Annotated in this window: 22 protein-coding genes, 4 tRNA genes and 1 pseudogene; 17 read left to right on the top strand and 10 right to left on the bottom strand. The window is 30.0% G+C overall.

What is annotated here, in order from left to right; genetic code table 11:
* Window positions 1-52: 52 nt before the first annotated feature.
* The 3 genes from glmM to hemJ are packed head-to-tail and all read left to right on the top strand — an operon-like array spanning window position 53 to window position 2,281.
* Entirely contained in the window at window positions 53-1,390 is a 1,338-nt protein-coding gene (glmM, locus tag CLCT_RS07620; RefSeq protein ID WP_039668986.1) for a phosphoglucosamine mutase, read from the top strand.
* On the top strand, window positions 1,383-1,838 hold the full coding sequence (lspA, locus tag CLCT_RS07615; protein WP_149062760.1) for a signal peptidase II: 456 nt from the start codon (window positions 1,383-1,385) through the stop codon (window positions 1,836-1,838). The genes glmM and lspA overlap by 8 nt, the downstream gene beginning before the upstream one ends.
* Complete coding sequence (hemJ, locus tag CLCT_RS07610) at window positions 1,832-2,281, top strand: protoporphyrinogen oxidase HemJ (protein ID WP_039668984.1); 450 nt, start codon at window positions 1,832-1,834, stop codon at window positions 2,279-2,281. Before lspA ends, hemJ begins: the two co-directional genes overlap by 7 nt.
* Window positions 2,282-2,304: 23 nt before the next feature.
* Here the strand turns inward: hemJ and CLCT_RS07605 are convergent, their stop codons facing one another.
* Window positions 2,305-3,642 (bottom strand): coproporphyrinogen III oxidase family protein, encoded by a 1,338-nt coding sequence (locus CLCT_RS07605; protein WP_149062759.1) that lies wholly within the window; start codon window positions 3,640-3,642, stop codon window positions 2,305-2,307.
* A gap of 74 nt (window positions 3,643-3,716) precedes the next feature.
* On the opposite strand from CLCT_RS07605, the gene CLCT_RS07600 reads away from it, so the two are divergent.
* Window positions 3,717-3,908, top strand: coding sequence for a mini-MOMP protein (locus CLCT_RS07600; protein WP_039668982.1), 192 nt, complete (start codon window positions 3,717-3,719; stop codon window positions 3,906-3,908).
* Window positions 3,909-3,926: 18 nt separating this feature from the next.
* On the opposite strand, the gene CLCT_RS07595 is transcribed toward CLCT_RS07600, so the two are convergent.
* From CLCT_RS07595 to ccoG, 5 genes are all read right to left on the bottom strand, one after another.
* Entirely contained in the window at window positions 3,927-5,369 is a 1,443-nt protein-coding gene (locus CLCT_RS07595; RefSeq protein ID WP_149062758.1) for an efflux transporter outer membrane subunit, read from the bottom strand.
* Window positions 5,362-8,484: an efflux RND transporter permease subunit gene (locus CLCT_RS07590; protein ID WP_149062757.1), complete on the bottom strand. Its 3,123-nt coding sequence runs from the start codon at window positions 8,482-8,484 to the stop codon at window positions 5,362-5,364. Before CLCT_RS07590 ends, CLCT_RS07595 begins: the two co-directional genes overlap by 8 nt.
* Complete coding sequence (locus CLCT_RS07585; RefSeq protein ID WP_149062756.1) at window positions 8,484-9,581, bottom strand: efflux RND transporter periplasmic adaptor subunit; 1,098 nt, start codon at window positions 9,579-9,581, stop codon at window positions 8,484-8,486. Before CLCT_RS07585 ends, CLCT_RS07590 begins: the two co-directional genes overlap by 1 nt.
* An 82-nt stretch (window positions 9,582-9,663) precedes the next feature.
* Window positions 9,664-10,290 carry a TetR/AcrR family transcriptional regulator gene (locus CLCT_RS07580; RefSeq protein WP_039668978.1) on the bottom strand — a complete coding sequence of 209 codons (627 nt, stop codon included), beginning with the start codon at window positions 10,288-10,290 and terminating at the stop codon, window positions 9,664-9,666.
* Entirely contained in the window at window positions 10,287-11,663 is a 1,377-nt protein-coding gene (gene ccoG / locus CLCT_RS07575) for a cytochrome c oxidase accessory protein CcoG (RefSeq protein ID WP_149062755.1), read from the bottom strand. Before ccoG ends, CLCT_RS07580 begins: the two co-directional genes overlap by 4 nt.
* 185 nt (window positions 11,664-11,848) lie before the next feature.
* Here ccoG and rpsU point away from each other — a divergent pair, with 185 nt between their 5' ends.
* From rpsU to CLCT_RS07530, 9 genes are all read left to right on the top strand, one after another.
* On the top strand, window positions 11,849-12,061 hold the full coding sequence (rpsU, locus tag CLCT_RS07570; RefSeq protein WP_002780697.1) for a 30S ribosomal protein S21: 213 nt from the start codon (window positions 11,849-11,851) through the stop codon (window positions 12,059-12,061).
* Window positions 12,062-12,101: 40 nt separating this feature from the next.
* Complete coding sequence (locus CLCT_RS07565) at window positions 12,102-12,707, top strand: LysE family transporter (protein WP_149062754.1); 606 nt, start codon at window positions 12,102-12,104, stop codon at window positions 12,705-12,707.
* 72 nt (window positions 12,708-12,779) lie between these two features.
* Window positions 12,780-13,397: a UPF0323 family lipoprotein gene (locus CLCT_RS07560; RefSeq protein WP_039668975.1), complete on the top strand. Its 618-nt coding sequence runs from the start codon at window positions 12,780-12,782 to the stop codon at window positions 13,395-13,397.
* 9 nt (window positions 13,398-13,406) lie between these two features.
* Window positions 13,407-14,579, top strand: coding sequence for a glutathionylspermidine synthase family protein (locus CLCT_RS07555; protein WP_149062753.1), 1,173 nt, complete (start codon window positions 13,407-13,409; stop codon window positions 14,577-14,579).
* Window positions 14,579-15,511 (top strand): D-2-hydroxyacid dehydrogenase, encoded by a 933-nt coding sequence (locus CLCT_RS07550; protein ID WP_039668973.1) that lies wholly within the window; start codon window positions 14,579-14,581, stop codon window positions 15,509-15,511. Before CLCT_RS07555 ends, CLCT_RS07550 begins: the two co-directional genes overlap by 1 nt.
* On the top strand, window positions 15,501-15,992 hold the full coding sequence (locus tag CLCT_RS07545; protein WP_039668972.1) for a YajQ family cyclic di-GMP-binding protein: 492 nt from the start codon (window positions 15,501-15,503) through the stop codon (window positions 15,990-15,992). Before CLCT_RS07550 ends, CLCT_RS07545 begins: the two co-directional genes overlap by 11 nt.
* Complete coding sequence (locus CLCT_RS07540; RefSeq protein WP_149062752.1) at window positions 15,989-16,468, top strand: hypothetical protein; 480 nt, start codon at window positions 15,989-15,991, stop codon at window positions 16,466-16,468. Before CLCT_RS07545 ends, CLCT_RS07540 begins: the two co-directional genes overlap by 4 nt.
* Window positions 16,469-16,476: 8 nt before the next feature.
* Window positions 16,477-18,189, top strand: a complete 1,713-nt coding sequence (locus CLCT_RS07535) for an ATP-binding protein (RefSeq protein WP_149062751.1) — start codon at window positions 16,477-16,479, stop codon at window positions 18,187-18,189.
* 63 nt (window positions 18,190-18,252) lie between these two features.
* The gene (locus tag CLCT_RS07530) at window positions 18,253-18,672 is read left to right on the top strand and encodes a PepSY-like domain-containing protein (protein ID WP_039668969.1); all 420 of its coding nucleotides are present in this window, start codon (window positions 18,253-18,255) and stop codon (window positions 18,670-18,672) included.
* Between the two features lie 55 nt (window positions 18,673-18,727).
* Here CLCT_RS07530 and CLCT_RS07900 read toward each other — a convergent pair whose 3' ends face one another.
* From CLCT_RS07900 to CLCT_RS07885, 4 genes and pseudogenes are all read right to left on the bottom strand, one after another.
* The gene (locus CLCT_RS07900; protein WP_410688686.1) at window positions 18,728-19,168 is read right to left on the bottom strand and encodes a methyl-accepting chemotaxis protein; all 441 of its coding nucleotides are present in this window, start codon (window positions 19,166-19,168) and stop codon (window positions 18,728-18,730) included.
* Window positions 19,169-19,972: 804 nt separating this feature from the next.
* Window positions 19,973-20,710: pseudogene (locus CLCT_RS07895) on the bottom strand (cache domain-containing protein); the annotation flags it as partial.
* Between the two features lie 130 nt (window positions 20,711-20,840).
* The gene (locus CLCT_RS07890) at window positions 20,841-21,281 is read right to left on the bottom strand and encodes a methyl-accepting chemotaxis protein (protein WP_410688686.1); all 441 of its coding nucleotides are present in this window, start codon (window positions 21,279-21,281) and stop codon (window positions 20,841-20,843) included.
* A 278-nt stretch (window positions 21,282-21,559) separates the two neighbouring features.
* Window positions 21,560-22,822, bottom strand: coding sequence for a PDC sensor domain-containing protein (locus CLCT_RS07885; protein ID WP_428840478.1), 1,263 nt, complete (start codon window positions 22,820-22,822; stop codon window positions 21,560-21,562).
* 169 nt (window positions 22,823-22,991) lie between these two features.
* Here CLCT_RS07885 and CLCT_RS07515 point away from each other — a divergent pair.
* From CLCT_RS07515 to CLCT_RS07500, 4 genes are all read left to right on the top strand, one after another.
* Window positions 22,992-23,066, top strand: a tRNA-Gly gene (locus CLCT_RS07515).
* Window positions 23,067-23,076: 10 nt separating this feature from the next.
* A tRNA-Leu gene (locus tag CLCT_RS07510) sits at window positions 23,077-23,165 on the top strand.
* 15 nt (window positions 23,166-23,180) lie between these two features.
* Window positions 23,181-23,254 (top strand) — tRNA-Cys (locus CLCT_RS07505).
* Between the two features lie 36 nt (window positions 23,255-23,290).
* Window positions 23,291-23,378: transfer RNA gene (locus CLCT_RS07500), tRNA-Ser, on the top strand.
* Window positions 23,379-23,402: the final 24 nt, after the last annotated feature.

Genomic DNA, 23,402 nt, shown 5'->3' with positions numbered 1-23,402 from the left:
TTACTTAACTTTTTTTCTTATAATTGCACTATTTAAAATCAAAGGTAAAAAAATGAAACTTTTTGGAACAGATGGAGTACGCGGTAAAGCAGGGGAGTTTTTGGATTCGTTTTTAGCTATGCGTTTGGCTATGGCTGCTGGAATTTATTTTAAAGACAAAGCCCTTACAAACAATATCTTAGTGGGAAAAGATACAAGAAGAAGCGGTTATATGATAGAAAATGCTATCGTTTCAGGACTTACTTCTATAGGTTATAATGTTATAGAAATAGGTCCTATGCCAACACCTGCTATCGCGTTTTTAACTGAAGATATGCGTTGTGATGCAGGGATTATGATATCAGCTTCGCATAATCCTTACTATGACAATGGCATTAAATTTTTTGATGCACACGGCAATAAACTTGATGAACAAGCAGAAGCAAAAATAGAAGAAATTTATTTTAATGATAAACTCATAGAAGAAGCAAGAACAACAAAATCACAAATTGGTCAAGCAAAAAGAATTGATGATGTTATAGGAAGATATATAGTTTCTATTAAAAACTCATTCCCAAAAGAGCTGACTTTAAAATCTTTGCGTGTTGTTTTAGATGTGGCTCATGGAGCTTCTTATAAGGTAGCACCTACGGTTTTTAAAGAACTTGGTGCAGATGTGATTGTGATCAATGATAAGCCAAATGGTTTAAATATCAATGAAAATTGTGGAGCATTGCATCCTTTAAATTTAGCTTTAGAAGTAAAGAAATTTAGAGCAGATGTGGGCTTTGCTTTTGATGGGGATGCAGATCGTTTGGTTGTTGTGGATGAAAAAGGTGAAGTAGCTCATGGAGATAGTCTTTTGGGTGTTTTAGCTTTATTTTTGAAAAAACAAGGCAAGCTAAAATCAAGCGTGGTTAGCACTATAATGAGCAATGGTGCTTTAAAAGAGTTTTTAAGCAAACATAAAATCACACATGAAACTTGCAATGTAGGCGATAAATATGTTCTTGAAAAACTCAAAGAATGTGGTGGAAATTTTGGTGGTGAGCAAAGTGGGCATATTATTTTTAGTGACTATGCAAAAACTGGAGATGGTTTGGTAGCTGCTTTGCAATTTAGTGCTTTAATGCTAAGTGAGGCAAAAAGTGCAAGTGAAATTTTAAATCAAGTTAAGCCTTACCCGCAACTTTTACACAATCTTAAAATTTCAGAGAAAAAAGACTTAAGCAAGCTTGCAGGCTTAGAAGAGTTGAAAAAAGATTTAGAAAAAAAAGGAATTGCTAGTTTGTTTAGATATTCAGGCACAGAAAATTTAATACGCTTATTGCTTGAAGCAAAAGACATTAAGCTTTTAGAAAAAGAAATGAAAGCTGTTGAGAGCTTTTTTATGAAAGCGTTGAATGCTTAAAATCCTGTCTTTAAAATTTTGGCTTGTTTTTGCTTTAGTTTTTATACTAGATCAAGCAAGCAAGTATTTGTTTTTACAAGGGCTTGAGTATAAGGGTGAATTTTTTGATTTGGTTTTAACCTATAATACCGGTGTAGCCTTTTCAATGTTTGCATTTTTAGGAGAGTATTTAAAATACATACAGCTTGTTTTTATTTTGGCTTTGTTTGGGTATTTGCTTTATCAAAAAGAGTTTTTTAAAACCCATTTGATTGCTTTTGCCATTATGCTATCTGCTGGGTGTTCAAATTTACTTGATCGCTTTGTGCATATAGGTGTAGTAGATTTTGTATTTTGGCATAAGTGGTTTGAATTTGCTGTGTTTAATTTTGCTGATGTGATGATTAACATTAGTGTAGCTTTGATTTTAATAAAAGAAATTTTTAATAAAAAAGGAGAAAAATGTTAGATTTTTTGAATGAATGGTATTTATGGATTAAAATGGTGCATTATTTAGCTTTTGTTTCGTGGATGGCTGGAATGTTTTATTTACCAAGACTTTTTGTCTATCATACAGAACATAAAGACAATAAAGGCTTTGTGGAAGTGGTGAAAATTCAAGAAAGAAAATTGTATTTTTATATACAAACTCCTGCGATGATAGCTACTGCAATCACTGGAAGTTTAATGATGATAGCTAATAAAGATGTGTTAATGGTAGGTGGATATATGCATGCTAAATTAACCTGTGCTTTACTTTTAATCATTTATCATTTGCAAAATTATTATTATTATAGACAACTTCAAAATGATACTTGCAAAAAGAGTGGGAAATTCTTTAGAGCCTATAATGAAATTCCAACGATATTATTTATAATCATTGCTATTATGATGGTAGTAAGACCATTTTAATAAAAAGCCTTTTTTTAGGCTTTTTATCCTTTAAATTCCATGCTTTTAAAATCAAGTGGATCAACATTTTCTTGCATGATATTAATGCGTTCTTTATCTTGTAAGCGTTTATCATCTCTAAATACAGCACGCACTAAATCCATGCCTGTGTAAAAATCTTTCATTAACACCATAAACAAATAACGTCCAAATTCACTTGTATATAAGGTATTGTTCTCTTTTTTTATAGCTTTACTTAGTTTAAGGCCTAAAAGTTCGATGAAAAGATCTTTTTCTAAATTACAATCTAAAGTTTTGTTAAATTTATCAATCTCGATTTTACCAGTAAACATTTCGGTTAAAAAGACATATTTGATGATTTCTTTTTTACTAAAATTAGCTTTGGCAATATTTGCATTTTGTTTTTCTTTGATGAGTTTAGAATAATCATTTAAATTAAAAGCATTGATTAAAAGTTCTCCGTCTAAAAAGCTAAAAGCCCCACTTCCCACGCCTAAATACTCATGATGGCTACTTACATACTCATCATTAAAGCTACTTTTTTCTAAAGAAAATGACCATGCGTTATTTCTTTCATAATCTTTGAAAAAATCTACAATGATTTTATAAAACTCAAATTCATTATCTTTAAAACTTACTCCTAAAGTTTTTGCGATATTATCTTTGGTTAAATTGGATTTCATCAAAGGATAAGTTGTGATTTGTTGAGGTTTTAAACTCTTGGCTGTTTCTAAATCATTGAGTAATTGCTCTTTAGTTTGAGAAGGAAAATTAAAAATCAAATCAAGACTCATAATAGGAAGCACGCCTATGGCTTTAGAGAGCTTTTCTTGAAGTTCTTTACTTGAACCAAATTTATGATATCTTGCTACTTTTTTTAAAGTATCATCATCAAAACTTTGTATACCACAACTTAAACGATCTATAAGTCCTTTAAATATTTCTAATTTTTTTGGGTCAATATGGTTTGGATCGGTTTCGCAAGAAATTTCTTTGATGTTGAATAATTTTTTGCAAAGTTCTAAAGTTTTAGCAAGTTCTTCTTCGTTGATCAAAGTAGTACCACCACCCACATACATAGAAGTAAAATCAAATCCTTTATCTTTGATTTGTTTGATTTCTTCTCTTAAGCTTTCAAAATATCTTTTTGCTAAATCTTCATTGTAATAATACTTATGAAAACTACAATATGGGCAAAAAGTATGACAAAATGGTATGTGAGCATAAAGCATATAAGATTTTTTTGGATTAACTTTTTTTTCTTGTCCTTCTTTTAAAAGTTTCACATCAAAACCATTTTCTAAAGATTTTTGCATAGCTTTATGTGAGTAAGAAAGAGCTAGGTTTTGTAAAAAATTCATATTTTTCCTAAATTTTCATTTTGTAGTTATTTAAAAAGACTATAATTGTATCATATTTTTACAAAGGCTTTATAATGAAAAAGATTTTTATAGCATTTTTTGTATTTTTATTAGGATTTATAAGCGTGTCAAATTCTGCGCCTTTAGATGAAATTTTCCAAGATGTTAATGTTTCAGGTGGTATGCGTTATCGTTTTGAGCATAATAGCCCAAAAGATAGAGGAAATAATAATTTTAATCAAAGAATCCAAATTCAAATGCATTAACAACTAAGTCTTAAAGACTCAGTTGTTATAAAAGTTTTCCTTTAAGTTTTCTTCCATAGCTTTGATGTTTTCTTTTGATTCTTCTTTAGCGTTAAATCCTCCGCCAAAAGCTTTCATAACATCTACAATGGAATTTGCAAGCTCATAAGATGAGTTAGTATAAGAAAGTTTAGCATTTAAGTAATTTCTTTGATCTTGCAAAAAATCAGCCAAGTTAATCACGCCATTTTCATATCTTAAGGTAGAAATTTCATAAATTTTACTTTGAGCTAGAAATAAATTTTTATAATTTTGCTCATTTTCATAATAGCTTTGGCGGTTAAATAAAGCAAGTCTTATTTCTCCAAAGGCTGTTTTTAAGGTATTTTCGTATTGTAAAAAAGCTTCATCTTTGGTAAGTTTTGCGATATTAACATTATTCATAATCTCACCCCAATGAAAAATTGGCATTGCGAAATTTCCAGCTACATTCCAAGTATTGCTTCCATGTTTGACTAAAAGATCTAAATCGTTACTTTGAAAACCCAAAAGTCCTGTTAAAGAAAGGTTTGGTAAAAATGCAGTTCTAGCTACTCCAACAAGATAGTTTTTTTCTTCTAAAATTTTTAAACTAGCTTGTATATCAGGTCTTTGAAGTAAAATTTCACTACCGATGCCCTCAGGTATGCTAAGCTCGTATTGTCCTATTTTTTTATACTCTATGCTATTATAAAGTATATCATCAATATCATTTGAAGTTAAGATTTTTAAAGCTTTGGTATTAGCTTCTTTTTGAATTTTAGCATTTGTGAGTAAAACTCTTGAATTTTCAAGCTCAGCTTTAAATTTGTTAAGTTCATACTCGCTAATTACTCCGAGTTTAAAATGTTCTAATTTTAACCCATAAGTTTTTTGATAACTTTGAGTTGTTTCTTCTAAAATTTTTACTTGCTCGCTTAAACTTGCTAGATTAAAATAAGTTTTTACTACATTAGAAATTAAGCTTAATCTCGCACTTTCATAGTCAAACTCACTAGCTTGTAATTTTGCTTTTGAAGCACCATAAGTATCTCGGTATTTACCCCATAAGTCTACTTCATAGCTTAAATTTAAACCCATGTTAAAATCATTACCATAGACAAATTCATTACTTTTGTTGCTTGGAGCATTAATGCTAGTTTTTCCTCTTGCACCGCTAGCACTTCCATCAAGCTTAGGAAGTAAATCGCTTCTTGCTATACCTAAAGTTTCATAAGCTTTTTGTAAATTCATATATGCAATTTGCAAGTCGTTATTGTTTTTTAAAGCTTGATCGATTAAGGTGTTTAAATAATTATCATCAAAAGCTTTCCACCATTGTTTATGAATGCTAATGTTTTGATCTAAACTTTTAGTGTAATTTACATCTTTGATTTCTAAATTTGGTTTTAAACTGCAAGCTGTTATTAAAAAACAACTTGCAAAAATTATTAACTTACGCATCAATTTTACCTCTTTTTTTATCAAGCCATTTATTAAAACTTTCTAGTAAATAGAAAAATAAAGGCACAAAGAAAATGGCTATAGTAGAAGCTGCTATCATACCCCCTATAACACCTGTACCTATTGCATGACGACTTGCACTTCCTGCTCCATAAGCAAAGTATAAAGGTAAAATACCACAAATAAATGCTAATGAAGTCATTACAATAGGTCTAAATCTTAGTTTTGCTGCACTAATAGAAGCTTCAAAAATACTCTTTCCTTTTTTAAGATGCTCTTCCATAGCAAACTCAACAATCAAAATGGCGTTTTTAGCTGAAAGACCTATTAAAAGTAAAAGCCCTGTTTGAAAATATATATCATTTTCTAAGCCTCTAAGCCATACAAGAAGTAAAGAACCAAATACCGCAAAAGGTACAGCAGTGATTACTGCTAAAGGCATGAGCCATCTTTCATACTGTGCTGCTAGGATTAAAAATACAAATAAAAGTCCTAGTACAAAAGCAACTTGACCCGCGCCACTACTTGCAACTTCTTGATAAGCTGAACCTGCCCAGGCGATAGAATAATCCTCTCCCAAAGTTTCTTTAGCAACTTGCGCAATAGCATTGATTGCTTGTCCTGAAGTATAACCAGGAGCAGGATCGCCTTGCACTAGTGCTGATGGGAACATATTAAAGCGTTTTACATCATCAGGTCCAACCCCTCTATGAAGTGTTAAAACGCTATCTAGGGCTATCATAGAACCATCTTTTGCTCTAACAAAGATATTTTTTAAGGCATTTTGAGTATTTCTAAAATCTCCAATTGCACTAATATTTACACGATAATTTTTCCCAAGCATAGAAAAATCATTTACATAATAAGTTCCTATGGTGGCATTTAGCGTACTAAATACATCAGCTAAATTTAAACCATAAAGTTTTACTTTATCACGATCAATTTCTAATTTTAATTGTGGGAAATTAGTATCAAGTGTTGTTCTAACATTATTAAGTTCAGGGCGTTTGTTAGCTGCTTCAACTAATTTATTTACATCTGCTTGTATTTCATCATAACTTTTACCACCACGATTTTGTGCATACATTTCAAAACCACCGGTTAAACTTAAGCCTTGAATTGGTGGTGGATTAACAAAGAAAGTTTGAAAATTTGGATTTAAAAAGTATTGTTTGTTGTACATCCCTGTTAAATCAAAGCTACTTGTAGCTCTGTCATTCCAGTTTTTTAAATTTACAAACATAGCACCAGAGTTTTCTTTTAAAGATCCTGTAAATAAATCATATCCTATAAGACCTACAATATCAGTGATATTTTCATTTTTTTTGAGCTCTTCACTCATTTTATCCATTGCTTGAGTTGTTCTATTGAGCGAAGAAGCTGCTGGTAAATTCACAACAGTTAAAAAATTGCCTTGATCTTCAGATGGTACTAATGAATTAGGTACGAGTTTAAAAAGACCATATAAGCCCACTAAAAAGATACAATAAATGATTAAAAAACGTATAGTTCTTTTAAGAATATAAGCAACCCCATTGCCAAAAATTTTAGTTGACCAATCAAAAATATCATTGAATTTTTTTACTAAATAAAACGGTTCATTCTCATTCCTTTTTAAAAAAATTGCACATAAAGATGGAGTGAGTGTTAGAGCTACAAAACCAGATATAATAACAGATATAGCAAGAGTAATAGCAAATTGTTTTTGAATTTCTCCCACAAAACCAGATATAAATGAAACAGGTATAAAAACTGCACAAAGCACAAGAACGATAGAAATAACAGGTGCTGCAACTTCATTCATAGCTTTAATAGCTGCTTCTTTTATGCTTATATTTGGATCTTCATGCATGATCCTATCAATATTTTCTACCACTATAATTGCATCATCAACAACAATACCAATAGCTAACACCAAGGCAAAAAGTGTCAGCAAGTTAATACTAAAACCTAAAACATATAATCCTGCAAAAGTTCCTAAAATAGAAACAGGCACTGCAATTATTGGTATGACTGTGGAACGGAAATTTTTTAAGAACAAATACATCACAATTACAACTAGAATTAATGCTTCAAAAAAGGTTTTTACCACTTCTTTGATGGAGGCTTTAATAAATATAGTTGTGTCATAGGGAACTTTATAAGCCAAACCATCTGGAAAATTTTTAGAAAGTTCTTCAAATTTTTTCTGTACTAATTCAGCTGTGTTTACGGCATTAGCTCCTGTTTGTAAGAAAATCAAAATAGGGGTTGCATCGTTTCCATTTAATCTACCATTAAATGTGTATTCTCTTGATCCTAAAGAAATTTCGGCTACATCTTTAAGTCTTAAAAAAGAACCATCACTATTTGCTCTTATGATAATTTCTTCAAATTCTTTGGTATTTTTTAACCTTCCTTGCATAATTACTGAATATACATAAGGAGATTTTTCTATAACCGGTTCTTGACCTATTTTTCCAGTAGCATATTGTGCATTTTGCTCATTGATTGCAGCAATAACATCTGTCGCAGTAACTTGGTATTTGTTTAATAAATCAGGATTGAGCCAAATTCTCATAGAATAATTTCTTGAGCCAATAGCCACAGCATTACCCACACCAGGAACCCTAGCAAGATCATCTAAGATATTCAATGCAGCATAATTATATACTTCAAGTGAATCCATAGAACCATCAGGAGAATATAAAGTAGCAACCTCTAAAATGCTTGAACCAGTTTTTCTTACGCTAACACCAGTTTTTTTAACATCTTCAGGTAGTTTCGCCATGGCGGCTGAAATTCTATTATTAACATCAACTGTTGCTTGGTCAGGATCTGTACCTATGTTAAAATACACACTTAAACTCATATCACCTGAAGAGCTTGAAGTTGAATCCATATAAATCATATTTTCAACCCCATTGATTGCATCTTCAAGAGGAATAGCCACTGTTTGAGCCACTGTTTGAGCATCAGCACCTGAGTAATTTGCACTTACTTTTACAACAGGTGGAGTTAGAGAAGGATACTGCTCCACAGGTAAAGAATAAAGTCCTATAATTCCTGCTAAAGAAATGATAATAGCTACAACAGAAGCAAATACAGGTCTTTCTATAAAAAATTTAGAAAACATTATTTATTCTCCATTACGCTAACGCTTACACCAGGTCGGATTTTTTTGAAGTTATTTAAAATCACTTTATCGCCATTTTTTAAGCCCTTATCAATGATTGCTTTATCTGAAGTTTGATAGATAATATTAACAATAGTTTTAGCTACTTTTCCATCTACTAAAGTATAAACATAAGTAGCACTATCATCTTGTAAAAGTGCAGCTTGAGGAATTTCAAAACCATCTTTTTGGACAAAACCACCAACATGAACATTTGCAAAAGAACCAGGCATTAAGTTTGAGTTATTATTGTCAAAAATAGCTTTTGCTTTTACACCACCACTACGAGTGTCTATAACACTATCTATAAAATATAATTTTCCATTGAAAAGCTCACCGCCAACATTAGCTTGTACTTGGATATTTTCTAATTGCCAGTTGCCACTTTGAATGTTTTTATTCATATTGATTTTATCTACATCGGAAATATAAAAGTCTGCAAAGATTGGATTAATGTTTGTAATGCGTACAAGCTCAGTTGATGAAGCATTTACATAATCACCCACATCCATTAGTGCGTCTCCTAAAACCCCATCAAATGGAGCACTTACCACGGTGTATTTTAAGTCTAATCTTGCATTAGCAAGCTTTGCTCTAGCGCTTTCTAAATTAGCCTTAGTAGAATTAAATTTAGCCAAACTTGCATCAAATTCTTTTTGTGAAATAGCATTTTTTTCTATTAGAATTTGATCTCTTCTGAAATTTTTTTCAGCATCATCAAAATTTGCTCTTGCGACTAAAGCATCTCCATAAGCCATATTTACACTTGCTTGGTATTTATCAGGCTCTATAAGAAAAAGCCTATCGCCTTTTTTAACAGCTTGGCCACTTTTGAAATATTTTGCTTTGATTTCACCACTTACTTTAGGCTTGATCACCACATCTAATTCGGTGCTTAATCTTGCAGGATAAGTAAATTCTAAAGGCAAATTAGCACTTTGCATAGTCATAATACTTACAGGTTGAGGAGGGAGTTGTTTAACTTGTGTGTTTTTATTATCTGAGCATGCTACAAATATAAGCGAAGCACAAGCTAGAGTTAAAAGTTTTGTTTTCATTGGTTTCCTTAAATTATTTATTTAGCTAAAAAAGTAATTTATATTACAAAATTGATATGATTATTATTCTATCAATCTTTGGTTAATTAAAATTAACAATTCCTTGAGTAAAAAGCTTAACAACTTTTTTTGCATGATTTTGTTGCTCTTTTTTACTCATTAAAACCTTGTTTTCAAAAGTACTTTGTATAAAAAATGTTCCCCTGAGCATAGCACAAAATGTATAGCTTAAAAATTCAGCATTTTTGGCTAAATTTTCATTATTTTCTTCTTCAAGTCTTTTTTGAAGTACGTATTCTACTTCTTTTCTATTACTTCCTTTAAACCATTTCCCAAAATCAAATTTTTCATTATAAATTTCAGAATATAAAAGTCTTACTATAGCTATGGTTTTAGCGTCATTAAAAATTCCCAAATAAGCTTTAGCAAATTGATATAAAAATTCTTCTAAATTAGCATTGGGTGAAAGTTGCATATTTTTTTTCAAAATAGCTAGAAAATGATTTTCTGCAAAATCATTTAAAACCGCTTCAAATAAACCTTCTTTACTTTTAAAATGCTCATATACACAAGAAAACGAACCACCAGCTTGCTTGATAATATCTTTAAGATTAGTTGCTTCATAGCCGTTTTCTAAAAACGACTCCGCAGCAATTTGTTTGATTTTTTCAAGCCTTGCTTGAGATTTCGAAGAAAGTTTTTTTATCATTGGTGTTTTTTGTGCTCTATAATTGAGTTTTTAGGATAGACAAAATTACTTTCTCTTGTGATTATGATATTTTCATCATCAAGCGCATATGCTTTAATAGTTAAAGGTATTACGGTATCTTTTCTATCATTATCAGCTAGTTTTTTGGTAGCTTTTAGTACAACTATTTGTTTATCTTTTTCTCCAGCTTTTAATTTAAAAGGTTTTTTTGGTCTAATGATTTCTAAACCATCATCAATGCCTTGTAATTTCACATCAAAATAATATTCATGAGCTTTATTATCAGTGTTTTGGAATAAAAATACATAAGCATTGCTAATAATTAATTCTCCATCATGTGCTTTTCTAATTTGATAAAGCTCACTAGAGCGATTAATATTTAAAAGCATATTTTCTTTTTTGCTTCCCATTAGAACCAAGGCTGCAAAAACACCACATAAAACTACTAAATATCCGATAGTTCTAAATCTAAAATATTTTACCTTCTCTCTTGTTTCAATAGCTTTTGCACTAGTCCAATTAATCAAACTAGGGCGATCAAATTTAGCTTGAATTTTTGAGCAAGCATCGGCACATTCAAGACAATTAATACACTCAAGTTGCATTCCTTGGCGTATATCTATATGTGTAGGACAAATTTTTACACAGGCTTCACATCCTATACATTCACCTTGTGGTGGTTTTTGGTAAAGTTTAGTATGTCCATCATAAATTATTCCACCTCTTTTATCATCATAAATGACTTGAACGGTATTATTATCAAACATTACAGATTGAATTCTTGCATAAGGACATACATAAACACAAAATTTTTCGCCCAAATATACTATATCAAAAGTAAAGGCTAAAGAAGTACAAAATAAAATTCCCAAAAGTAATAAATGATCAGCAGGATTTTGAATATATATAAAAAAATCTTCAGGTGGTACAAAATACCATAAAAAAGCACTCATCATTAATAAAGAAAAAAGATAAAAAATCACAATGCTTAAAGCTTTTTTGATAAAAAATCCATCTACTTGTTTTTGTTTATTTGCAGTGCTTTTATGTATTTTAAAGATTTTTGTTTGCAATAAATCTCTATAAATAACCCTAGCAATGGTTTGAGGACAACTCCATGCACACCAAATTCTTCCTGCTAGGGTAGTAACAAAAAGTATAGTTAAAAACATACCCATAATAAGAAATGGCATTAAATAAAGCTCTTGGGTGTCAAAAGCTATAAAAAATAAATTAAGTTTTTTATGATCAAAACTTAATAAAAAGAAATGATTTCCATTGATTTTGATAAAAGGTAAAGCAATGAAAATAACTATGGAAATGATATAAGCTATATATCTTTTCTTAGTATAATTAGTGACACAGGCACTCATTTTGATTTCCTTTATAAAATATTTTTTTAATTGTAGTACTAGAAAAATTAAACCAAACTTTGTCTTAATTAATAATTTACATTTAATTTTTATTTATGTAATTATTACAAAAATAAATTTTATTTTCAAGTAAAATTATGGTATAATCAAAACTTTCAATTTTTTAATGAAAGGTGGTGAGGGTCGTGCCAGGAATCAAGGTACATCCTAACGAGTCTTTTGATGAAGCGTATAGAAAATTCAAAAAACAAGTAGATAGAAATCTAGTTGTTACTGAAGTTCGCGCAAGAAGATTTTTTGAGCCTATGACTGAAATTCGCAAAAAACAAAAAATTTCAGCACGCAAAAAAATGCTTAAAAGACTTTATATGCTTAGACGCTACGAGTCAAGACTCTAATACCAAAAGCCGAATTTTCGGCTTTTCTTCGATTATTTTTATGTTTCTTTGGATTTTAATCATTCATTTTTTTGGACTTATTTTACCAGGACCTGATTTTTTCTTAGTAAGTTCTTATGCTTTAAGAGAAGGTATTAAAAGTGCTTTAAAAGCAAGTTTGGGTGTGGGTTTGGCCATGAGTGTGTGGATTATACTTTCTATACTTGGTTTGAGTGTGATTTTTCATCAATTTCCATTTTTGCAAATTGTTTTATCAAGCTTTGGAGCTTGCTATCTTTTGTATTTAGCTTATGGGATTTATAAAAATGCAAAAATAGGTAATATAAAAGTTCAAAAAACTCATATATCTGCATTTTTAAGTGGTGTTATAACAAATTTATCTAATCCAAAAGTTATTTTTTATTTTGCTAGTGTTTTTGCAAGTTTTGATTTTGCTCAAATGCGGTGGATGTTGATAGTTTTAGTGTTTGTTTTGATCTTAGAAACTATAATCTACTTTTCTTTGGTTTCTTTATTATTTTCAAAACCTTTCATGGTAAGAATTTATCAAAAGAATTTAAAACTCATTGATTATTTAAGTGCTTTTATATTTTTTGCTTTTTCTGTATTTATTTTAAGTAGTAATTTAATGATTATGATAAATTAAAGCAATTAATTTTTATTAATACTTTTTTTGTTAAAATCTTATTAATTTAAACTTATAAATTTAGGAAAGATTATGAAACATATTAAAACTATACTTAAGCTTAGTATGATAAGCGGTATTGCTGCTATAAGTGGCGGTGCTTTAAGTGCGTGTAGCAACAATACAAATGATTCTAATAATGCATTAAGCCAAGCAGCAAATACTCAAGGTGCTTTTGTTATCATTGAAGAAACTGCTCCAAATCAATATAAAATTAAAGATCAATTTCCAAGTGATGAAACTAGGGTGGTTTTAAAACAACTTGATGGTACAGAAAGAGTTTTAAGCAAAGAAGAAATGGATAAATTAATCCAAGAAGAAGCTGCTAAAATAGACAATGGTACTTCAAATTTAACAAATCCAAATAACGCTCAAATGAGTAGCGGAGGGCTTTCTTTGGGTGAAACATTGCTTGCAAGTGCAGCTGGTGCTATACTTGGTAGCTGGATAGGTTCAAAGCTTTTTAATAATCAAAATTTTGCAAATCAACAAAGAGGAGCATTTTCAAATCAAAGTGCTTATCAAAGAAGTGTAAATAGTTTTAATAAAGCAAGTACAAGTGCTACTTCAGGCTCGAGTGCGAAAAAATCAGGCTTTTTTGGCGGTGGTTCTAAGGCTACTTCAAGTTCTTCTAGCTCTTTTGGATCTTAAGGGTATAAAATGAATTTTTTAAAAGTAAATCCTTTAGAAAAATCTTATTTAGATCAAATTGGCTTTTCATGGCATACGGATAATGATGGAAGTGATTATTTAGATTCTAGTTTAGTTTGCGTAAGGGAAAATGAAGCAAATGCTTATTATGAAGCAGTGAATGAGCTTTATGATATGTTTGTGGCTGCTGCGCAAGAAGTGATTGATAATGATCGTTTTGATGAGCTTGGAATTCCTTTTAATTTAGTTGATGCGATTAAGATGAGTTGGGAAAATGATGTACATTGGCATTTATATGGAAGGTTTGACTTAGCAGGTGGGCTTGATGGTAAGCCTATAAAGCTAATAGAATTTAATGCTGATACTCCAACATCTTTATTTGAAAGTGCTATTTTACAATGGGCTATTTTAAAGCAAAATAACCTAGATGAAAGTTCGCAATTTAATAATATATATGAAGCCTTAAAAGATAATTTTAAAAGACTTATCACTTTAGAAGAAGATGTAAGCGAGTTTGAAAAGTATTATGAGGGTTGGAAGATATTATTTTCTTCAATTGCAGGTAGTGATGAGGATATGATTACAACCAAACTTTTAGCACACATTGCTAGTGAAGCAGGTTTTGAGAGTGAATTTTCTTTTATAGATGAAGTAGAGTTTTCGCCTGAAGGTATTTTTAAAAATGATGTAAATTTTGAGTATTTTTTCAAACTCATTCCTTGGGAAAGTATAGCCATAGAAGAGGGTGAGCTTGCTATGCTTTTAACTCAAATTATGCAAAATCAAAAAGCAATCATTTTAAATCCTGCTTATACTTTACTGTTTCAAAGCAAGGGTATAATGAAAATTTTATGGGAGCTTTACCCAAATCATCCTTTATTGCTTGAAACAAGTGATCAGCCTTTAATGGGTAAAAAATGTGTTAAAAAACCTGTTTTTGGTAGAGAAGGAGCAAATGTTTCTATTATAGAAGCTAATGGAGATATAAGTTTTGAAACAAGTGGAGATTACCAAAACAATCGCTTTGTGTATCAAGAATTTGCTGAGTTTAACAAAAATGAAAATGATTATTATCAAGCAGGGGTTTTCTTTGCTTATGAGGGTTGTGGGTTAGGTTTTAGAAAAGGTGGATTAGTACTTGATAATTATTCTAAATTTGTAGGACATATAGTAAAAGATTAATGAAAATAGTGTGCTTAGATGCTGCTACCTTAGGTGGAGCGGATTTAACGGTTTTTGAAAGTCTTGGTGAATTTGTAAGTTATGATTTAACTTCTAAAGATGAGGTTATCACAAGAATAGCTAATGCACAAGTTGTGATGATAAATAAAATCATCATTGACAAAAAAGTGATAGACAGCACCAACTTAAAGCTTATTTTACAACTTGGTACTGGGGTAAATAATATAGATGTAGCTTATGCAAATTTTAAAGGTATAGTGGTAAAAAATGCAGCTAGTTATTCTACAAAAAGTGTTTTAAGCCATACCTTTGCCTTGCTTTTTGCTTTTTTAAATCAAATTCCATATTATGATAAATGGAGTAAAGAAGGTAAATGGTGTGAGAGTGAAATATTTTGTGATTTTAGCAAGACTTTGCACACTTTAACTGGTAAAAAACATGGCATTATAGGACTTGGATCTATAGGTAAAGAAGTAGCTAAGGTTTCTCAAATGTTTGGTTCTAAAATTTGTTATTATTCTACCTCAGGAGCTAATAATAATGATGAATATGAAAAAGTAAGTCTTGATGAGCTTTTAAAAACTTGTGATGTAATTAGCATACATGCACCTTTAAATGATAAGACAAAAAATTTATTAAGTAAAAAAGAGCTAATGCTTTTAAAAGATGAGGCTATTTTGATTAATGTAGGGCGCGGTGGAATTATCAATGAAACAGATTTAACTCAAGTTATGAATGAGAAAAATATCAAAGTAGGGCTTGATGTGCTTGAAATAGAACCTATGATTAAAAATCATCCTTTACTTAGTATAAAAAATAAAGAGAATTTAATCATCACTCCACATGTTGCATGGGCAAGTGAAGAATCTATACAAAATTTAGTCCAAATTGTATTTAATAATCTTAAGGAGTTTATAGAAAATGGCAAGTGAACATAGTTTTGATATTAGCGGGGAAATTGACAAGCAAGAGTTAAAAAATGCTTTAGAGCAAGCTAAAAAAGAGCTTGATAGTAGATATGATTTAAAGGGCATTAAAAGTGAAATAGAGTTAAATGAAAAAGAAAGTGTTTATAAGCTTATTTGCTCTAGCGAAGCAAAGCTTGAAGTGTTAAAAGATATTGTTATTTCAAAGCTTATTAAAAGAGGGATTAACCCTAATGGTATTAAAGAGTTAAACAGGGAAAGTGGAGCAAATTTTAGACTGAATTTAAAAGTTAATGATGCTATTGATACTGATAGTGCTAAGAAGATTAACAAAGCTATAAAAGATAGTAAGCTAAAGGTAACTTCAAGTATTAGAGGTAATGAAATTCGCGTAGTTGGTAAGCAAATTGATGATTTACAAAGCGTGATGAAAATAGTAAAAGAACTCAATTTAGAACTTAATCTTAGTTTTAAAAATCTTAAATGAAAAATTTACCTCAAATAGTTTTTTTGTGTTTTGTGTGTGTTTTTTTAAGCTCTTGTGCTATAAAAAACAAAACACAAGCACAAAGTGCTTATGTTATTTTAAAAACCCCTCAATTTAAATTTGCCGATTATGGTTTTTTATATGAGGGAAAAAATTTTACAAGTTTAGAGCTTTATAGCGCTTCTAAAGCCTTACTTGAATTAAAAATTAGCGATAAAATTTGTGTTAATGGTATATGCTATGCAAAAACTTTTTTTAATAACAGATTTTTTAATAATGAATATTATGATGATTTTTTACAAGATCTAATCTACAAAAGACCTATTTTTTATGGAAAAAATAAACAAGCTACCTCTTGTGGTTTTACTCAAAAGATTATAAATAAAAATTATGATATTTTTTATGAGGTTTGTGACAAAAATATGAGTTTTAATGATAAAAAATCCAAAATCAAATTTAGCATAAAGTCAATATAAAGGAAAATATGAAAGATTTAAAACTTTTTCTTAATGATACTTTTAAAAGCAATATCTATAAAAACTTACAATGCAGTGAAGATGAAATTTTAATCTTAAAGCATTTATGCAAAAATTATTTGCAAGCAAATGCAAGTATTAATGCTTATAATCTTCTTAGTGAAGTTTTTAAAAATGATGAATATGAGTATTTAGATTATTTAAAAGATCTTAAAAATCTTATAGAAAAAGGTTTTATTGTTCAAATTTTTTCTGATTTTAAATCGAGTAAAAACTCAAACTTGCTTTTAAATTTGTTGCAATGTGAGTTAAGTTTAAGTGAAGTTTTTTTGCAAGTTTTAGAAAATAAAACCATACAAGATTATATGCAAGATCAAATTTATGAAGATCATATTGCGTATTTAAAAGATGAATTTTTTAAAATCGAGCTTTATCAAAGATTACGTTTTTTTGCTAAAAGCTCTCAAAGTAAGAATATTAAAAAAGATATAGCTATATTTGAAGCATATATTAAAGAGCGTTTAAAGAAAAGTAAAATTTCTAATGTTTTAGCAGATATTTTTAAAGAATATGCTTTAAACGATAATGAATGTTTGATATTTATTAGTTTGTTAAAAGAGGAGTATTTGCTAAATACTGAAAATTCTTATAGTAGAGATTTTAATTTTTTACTTCATTTAATTAGTGAGGATGAGGCTCAAAAGCAAGAAAACAAAGCTTTGCTAGAAGAAGATTCTAAGCTACTTAGTTCAAATCTTTTAGAATATGATGAATTTGTTAATTCTTTGGGTGATATAGCTAAGATTTTTTATTTAAGTGATGATATTTTACAAAGAATTATTAATTTTAAAGAGCCAAAGAAGAATAAAAAAATTAAACTTCAAAATTTGGTTAAAGAACAAGATATCTTTGAGCTAATCGAGCCAAATATTAATATAGATGATGTTATTATGCCTCAAAGTACTAAAGATCTATTAGAAAGTATATTAAAACAACAAGATAAAAAGGTTTTAGAAAGATTAAATAAATGGGGTATAAAAACCAATAAAAATATAGAAGCTAAGATAATTTTCTATGGTCCTGCTGGCACTGGTAAGACTATGAGTGCATTAAGTATGGCAAAAGCTATGAAAAAATCCATTTTGAGTTTTGATTGCTCGAAAATTTTAAGTAAATATGTGGGCGAGAGTGAGCAAAATGTAAGAAAGATTTTTGATACCTATAAAGAGCTTTGTCAAACAAGTAAGCAAAGTCCTATTTTGCTTTTAAATGAAGCTGATCAATTTTTAAGTACTAGAGTAGAAAGTAGCGCTGGTGCTGATAAAATGCATAATCAAATGCAAAATATTTTTTTGGAGCAAATTGAACGTTTTAGTGGAGTTATCATAGCTACGACTAATTTTTTAGAAAGTTTAGATGTGGCTTTTTCAAGAAGATTTGAGTATAAAATAGAATTTAAAAAGCCAAATTATGAACAACGCTTAATGATATGGCAAAAAGCTTTGCCTAAAAATGCCAAATTTGATGATAGTTTTGATTTAAAAAATTTAGCTTCATATGAATTAAGTGGAGCTCAAATTGTAATGGTGATTAAAAATACAGCTTTAAAAGCGGCTATTTCTAAAGATGGTGTTTTTAAAATGAGTGATTTTTTACATACTATAGAAAAAGAAATAGAATCTTCTTTTGATAAAAATAAGATAGTTGGCTTTAAAAATTAAAATTCACACAAATTTCACAAGCAAACAATATCATTCTTTCAACTTTTATTTAAAGGAGAAAAAATGAAAATGAAATTAATGTTAGCTGGTTTAGTTTGTGCAAGTTCTATGTTTGCAGATATGATTGTTAGCCCAAGTGCTTTGCCTCAAAAGGCTCAAGAGTTTTTAAACACTTATTTTAAAGGCGTAAATGTAGGTTATGTAAAACAAGATGTGGATTCTTACGAAGTAAATTTAGTTGATGGAACTGAAATTGATTTTATCATTAATGGAGACTGGAAAGAAGTTGATGGTAAATACAAAGGCATTCCAATAGGATTTATCCCAAAAGAAGTTGTTGCAAAAGTACAAGCAGCACAACCAAATGCAGCTATTGTAGAAGTAGATAAAAAAATCAATGGCTATAAATTCAGAACAAACAATATGATGGAGATTTATACAGACTTTAAAGGTAATGTTTTAGGTCAAAAATTTGATGATTAATCGCCTAAAATCTCATATCACCTAAACTAAACCCATTAAGGGTTTAGTTAATTATTTAAAACTTTTTCTTCCTAGCATCTTCTAAGATATCATTAGCTATTTTATTTACATTATCAGATATAGCTGCACTATCATTAGCTATTTTTAAATTCTCTTGAGTTACATGATCAATTTGTGCTACAGCATCATTAATTTGAGTAATACCTGTAGTTTGTTCTTTAATACTCTCACCCATTTCATTAATAGATTGAACTAAGATATTAGTATTAGCTTCTATTTCACCTAAAGACTTTTGAGTTCTTTCTGCTAGGTTTCTAACTTCATCAGCAACAACAGCAAAGCCACGTCCATGTTCACCTGCACGTGCTGCTTCAATAGCTGCATTTAATGCAAGTAGATTAATTTGATCTGCTATATCTCCAATAATAGAAGTAACATTTTTAATCTCTTCACTTTGAGCAATTACTTCACTAGTTTTATGAGATACATTTTGCATAGAAGAAGTAATCTCTTCTAATGCCGCTGCTGTTTCTTCTAAAGAAGAAGCTTGACTTGAAGAAGAATCTGTTAAGTTCTTAACAGCACTTTGTAATTTACCACTTTCACTAGCAAGTAAGTTAGCAAATTCAGATGATTGTCTTAGCATAGCTACGATTTCTTTACCTAATACATTGGTTGTTACTTCAACTCCACCTTTAGCATTAGCAACTTCTGTTGTAAAGTCTAATGCTTTATAACTATCAAATACTCTATTGATTTCATTCATATTAGAACCTACTTTTTGTTCTAATACATTAAGCATTTCATTTAATACATTTTTTAATTCTATTAATTGAGGATTAGCAGGCATTGCATTAATTCTTGCTGTTAGATTACCACTTTCTATTTCTCTAGCAGTTTCTACTGATTGTTCTACAGCTTTAGTATCTTGTTCTAATGCATTTTTAGTTTTAGTGATGTTTTCGTTGATAGCTTTTGCCATAGCACCAAGCTCATCATTTGTTTTAACATCTATCATAGCTGAGTCTTTGGTTTTATGATTGATGAAGTCAAAGAAAGAGTTGAGGCCGGTTTGGATTTTTTGGAGTGGTGAGATATTGTATTTAATAACAAATCCTATTATCACTAGGGCTATAACTAAACTTATTAAACCAATAAATGATTGTTTAATCAGAGCTTCATTTACAGGTTTTGTATATATTTCTTCATCTGCGATTGCGCAAATATTATATCCTAACGAATTTTCTTGGCAAATAACTGCTTTATTATTGTTATTTTCGTCTTTAACTACAAAAAAATTTTTTGATAATTCTCCAGTTTTACCTTCGGGACTATTAAGATATGTTTTTACTATGTTTTCAGATAATGTAGTTTTTTTAAGCAGTTGCTCTTCAAGTTCATGAAATAATATTACCCCATCATCATCTATAACAACAACAAATCCACTTGCTGATTTTCCCATAGAAAGTACATTTTTTGAAAATGTAGTTAAATCATAATTTCCACCAACAGCTCCTATAAAACTACCATTAATAACTATAGGATATGAAAAAGCTAAAGAAGGAGCTTTTAAACTTGGAGCCATATAAGGCTTTGAAATCACAACTTTATCATTTCCAGAAGTAACACTTGTGTACCAAGTTCTAGTTCTTGGATCATAACCATCAGAAGGAGTTTGATGGTTTCCATTAGATCTTATCATTGCACCATTGTGTGCAAGTCCTACGTATAATACATCAAAACGACTTGCTTCTTTGGTTACTCTAACCATGTCATAAATTTCTTTGGTACTTGCATTTGGATTTTTTTGAATTTCAGCTGCAACAGCTTTTATAGCATCGCTTCTTGATTCGCTATAGTCTTCAAAATTTTTTACAACATCTTGTATGGTTTTAATTTGTAAATTATTGATAAGTTCTCTAGTATCATGTTTTATTTCTAAATAGTTAAATATATTTGCAGTTAATAGTATTCCTACTATTGCTAATCCAACAAAAAAAGTTAGTTTATTTGTTAAAGTTTGAGTGATTTTTTTCATAAAACTCCTTAATAATAAATGACTTATTTGATTAATAAACAATTCTTGTTTGTTTAATCGGAGAATTCCAGCTTATTAAGTTAACCTGCTTTTATATCAAACTAAACCCATTAAGGGTTTAGTTAATTATTTAAAACTTTTTCTTCCTAGCATCTTCTAAGATATCATTAGCTATTTTATTTACATTATCAGATATAGCTGCACTATCATTAGCTATTTTTAAATTCTCTTGAGTTACATGATCAATTTGTGCTACAGCATCATTAATTTGAGTAATACCTGTAGTTTGTTCTTTAATACTCTCACCCATTTCATTAATAGATTGAACTAAGATATTAGTATTAGCTTCTATTTCACCTAAAGACTTTTGAGTTCTTTCTGCTAGGTTTCTAACTTCATCAGCAACAACAGCAAAGCCACGTCCATGTTCACCTGCACGTGCTGCTTCAATAGCTGCATTTAATGCAAGTAGATTAATTTGATCTGCTATATCTCCAATAATAGAAGTAACATTTTTAATCTCTTCACTTTGAGCAATTACTTCACTAGTTTTATGAGATACATTTTGCATAGAAGAAGTAATCTCTTCTAATGCCGCTGCTGTTTCTTCTAAAGAAGAAGCTTGACTTGAAGAAGAATCTGTTAAGTTCTTAACAGCACTTTGTAATTTACCACTTTCACTAGCAAGTAAGTTAGCAAATTCAGATGATTGTCTTAGCATAGCTACGATTTCTTTACCTAATACATTGGTTGTTACTTCAACTCCACCTTTAGCATTAGCAACTTCTGTTGTAAAGTCTAATGCTTTATAACTATCAAATACTCTATTGATTTCATTCATATTAGAACCTACTTTTGTTCTAATACATTAAGCATTTCATTTAATACATTTTTTAATTCTATTAATTGAGGATTAGCAGGCATTGCATTAATTCTTGCTGTTAGATTACCACTTTCTATTTCTCTAGCAGTTTCTACTGATTGTTCTACAGCTTTAGTATCTTGTTCTAATGCATTTTTAGTTTTAGTGATGTTTTCGTTGATAGCTTTTGCCATAGCACCAAGCTCATCATTTGTTTTAACATCTATCATAGCTGAGTCTTTGGTTTTATGATTGATGAAGTCAAAGAAAGAGTTGAGGCCTGCAGTAATAATCATAATAGGTTTTAAATTTTTTATAATAGCAAATCTTACCAATATTAATGCTATGATTATGGCTATAAATGCAATAATAACTTGTTGGAATAAAACTTCATTAACTGCGTCAGAATATACAGATTCATCGGTAATCGAACAAACCATATATTTAGGATTTAAAGCTTGGACACAAGTTACTACTTGGGTTTTGTCATTACCATCTTTAGCATAAAATAAAGAATCTTCTTTACTTGGATCAATTAAATCAGGGTTGGCTTTGGCTGCATTAGCTATATTAATACTTAGATCATTTTTAGTAAGCATTAAATCTTTATTTTCGTGAAAAATAATTTGACCTTCTTTATCATAAACTGCTGCATATGAACTTTGAGAATGACCTAATATAAGCACATCTTTTGCAAAAGTATGAAGATTGTAATCTCCGCCAATTACAGCCAAAAGTTTACCATTTACATATATTGGTGCTGTGTAGGAAATTGTTATGGAACCATCTTCAATACTTTTATAAGGATCAGAAACTACAAGTGTTCCTGTTGCTTTTGCTTCTTGATACCATGGTCTTGTTCTTGCATCAAAACCAGTTTGTTCTGGACTTCTTATGATTTTATTAGATTGGTATAGTTTTCCATCTTCTTCAAAACCTATATAAGTTACATCATATCCAGCAGAGTATCTAATGGTTTCTAGAATATCAAACAACTCATTAATATCTGGATGTGGATTTTTCTCCATAAATTTTACTATCGAATCAATAGCAGTTCTTTTACTTGTCCCATAAATTTCATATGCTTTGTTAACGTCAAACATTGTTTTCACTTGAATTTCTTCAAGATACTGACTTGTTGAATTTTTTGATTGGTAATAGCTAATAATATTAACTGTAATCAAAATAGCAATTATAAGCAATCCAACTATAAAAGTAAGTTTACTTGATAAGCTTCGAAAATTAAACATATTTCTATCCTTGTTTTTTAAAATAATTTTTGTTAAATTATAGTATATCTATAATAAATAATTTTTTAATTTTTATTATACCGTATAGTATAGTCTATATACGATAATTTTAATTATTATAAATTTATAAAAATTTAAGTTTTGTTAAGTATAATTTCAATTTTAAAATGCGGGAATAGCTCAGGGGTAGAGCACAACCTTGCCAAGGTTGGGGTCGCGAGTTCGAATCTCGTTTCCCGCTCCATTAATCACCCGCCCGGGTGGTGGAATTGGTAGACACAAGGGACTTAAAATCCCTCGGAATTTTTCTTCCGTGCCGGTTCAAGTCCGGCCTCGGGCACCACTTTTGGTAACTCAAGGCGACATAGCCAAGCGGTAAGGCATGGGCCTGCAAAGCCTTGATCTCCGGTTCGAATCCGGATGTCGCCTCCAATGCGATGTTTATCTTGATATATTTATTCTTTAATACGGGAGATGGCTGAGTGGTCGAAAGCGGCGGTCTTGAAAACCGTTGAGGGTCACACCTCCAGGGGTTCGAATCCCTTTCTCCCGGCCACTTTAACATAATTTTTCATATTTT

The sequence above is a fragment of the Campylobacter lari subsp. concheus genome, from assembly GCF_008245025.1.
In the GTDB taxonomy this organism is placed as follows: domain Bacteria; phylum Campylobacterota; class Campylobacteria; order Campylobacterales; family Campylobacteraceae; genus Campylobacter_D; species Campylobacter_D concheus.
This window is presented reverse-complemented; position numbering and strand designations above follow the sequence as displayed.

Excerpts from the sequence above, each read along its gene's own strand:
- glmM (WP_039668986.1), top strand. The coding sequence starts at position 53 with ATGAAACTTTTTGGAACAGATGGAGTACGCGGTAAAGCAGGGGAGTTT.
- lspA (WP_149062760.1), top strand. The coding sequence starts at position 1,383 with ATGCTTAAAATCCTGTCTTTAAAATTTTGGCTTGTTTTTGCTTTAGTT.
- hemJ (WP_039668984.1), top strand. The coding sequence starts at position 1,832 with ATGTTAGATTTTTTGAATGAATGGTATTTATGGATTAAAATGGTGCAT.
- CLCT_RS07605 (WP_149062759.1), bottom strand. The coding sequence starts at position 3,642 with ATGAATTTTTTACAAAACCTAGCTCTTTCTTACTCACATAAAGCTATG.
- CLCT_RS07600 (WP_039668982.1), top strand. The coding sequence starts at position 3,717 with ATGAAAAAGATTTTTATAGCATTTTTTGTATTTTTATTAGGATTTATA.
- CLCT_RS07595 (WP_149062758.1), bottom strand. The coding sequence starts at position 5,369 with ATGCGTAAGTTAATAATTTTTGCAAGTTGTTTTTTAATAACAGCTTGC.
- CLCT_RS07590 (WP_149062757.1), bottom strand. The coding sequence starts at position 8,484 with ATGTTTTCTAAATTTTTTATAGAAAGACCTGTATTTGCTTCTGTTGTA.
- CLCT_RS07585 (WP_149062756.1), bottom strand. The coding sequence starts at position 9,581 with ATGAAAACAAAACTTTTAACTCTAGCTTGTGCTTCGCTTATATTTGTA.
- CLCT_RS07580 (WP_039668978.1), bottom strand. The coding sequence starts at position 10,290 with ATGATAAAAAAACTTTCTTCGAAATCTCAAGCAAGGCTTGAAAAAATC.
- ccoG (WP_149062755.1), bottom strand. The coding sequence starts at position 11,663 with ATGAGTGCCTGTGTCACTAATTATACTAAGAAAAGATATATAGCTTAT.
- CLCT_RS07565 (WP_149062754.1), top strand. The coding sequence starts at position 12,102 with ATGTTTCTTTGGATTTTAATCATTCATTTTTTTGGACTTATTTTACCA.
- CLCT_RS07560 (WP_039668975.1), top strand. The coding sequence starts at position 12,780 with ATGAAACATATTAAAACTATACTTAAGCTTAGTATGATAAGCGGTATT.
- CLCT_RS07555 (WP_149062753.1), top strand. The coding sequence starts at position 13,407 with ATGAATTTTTTAAAAGTAAATCCTTTAGAAAAATCTTATTTAGATCAA.
- CLCT_RS07550 (WP_039668973.1), top strand. The coding sequence starts at position 14,579 with ATGAAAATAGTGTGCTTAGATGCTGCTACCTTAGGTGGAGCGGATTTA.
- CLCT_RS07545 (WP_039668972.1), top strand. The coding sequence starts at position 15,501 with ATGGCAAGTGAACATAGTTTTGATATTAGCGGGGAAATTGACAAGCAA.
- CLCT_RS07540 (WP_149062752.1), top strand. The coding sequence starts at position 15,989 with ATGAAAAATTTACCTCAAATAGTTTTTTTGTGTTTTGTGTGTGTTTTT.
- CLCT_RS07535 (WP_149062751.1), top strand. The coding sequence starts at position 16,477 with ATGAAAGATTTAAAACTTTTTCTTAATGATACTTTTAAAAGCAATATC.
- CLCT_RS07530 (WP_039668969.1), top strand. The coding sequence starts at position 18,253 with ATGAAAATGAAATTAATGTTAGCTGGTTTAGTTTGTGCAAGTTCTATG.
- CLCT_RS07900 (WP_410688686.1), bottom strand. The coding sequence starts at position 19,168 with ATGCAAAATGTATCTCATAAAACTAGTGAAGTAATTGCTCAAAGTGAA.
- CLCT_RS07890 (WP_410688686.1), bottom strand. The coding sequence starts at position 21,281 with ATGCAAAATGTATCTCATAAAACTAGTGAAGTAATTGCTCAAAGTGAA.
- CLCT_RS07885 (WP_428840478.1), bottom strand. The coding sequence starts at position 22,822 with ATGTTTAATTTTCGAAGCTTATCAAGTAAACTTACTTTTATAGTTGGA.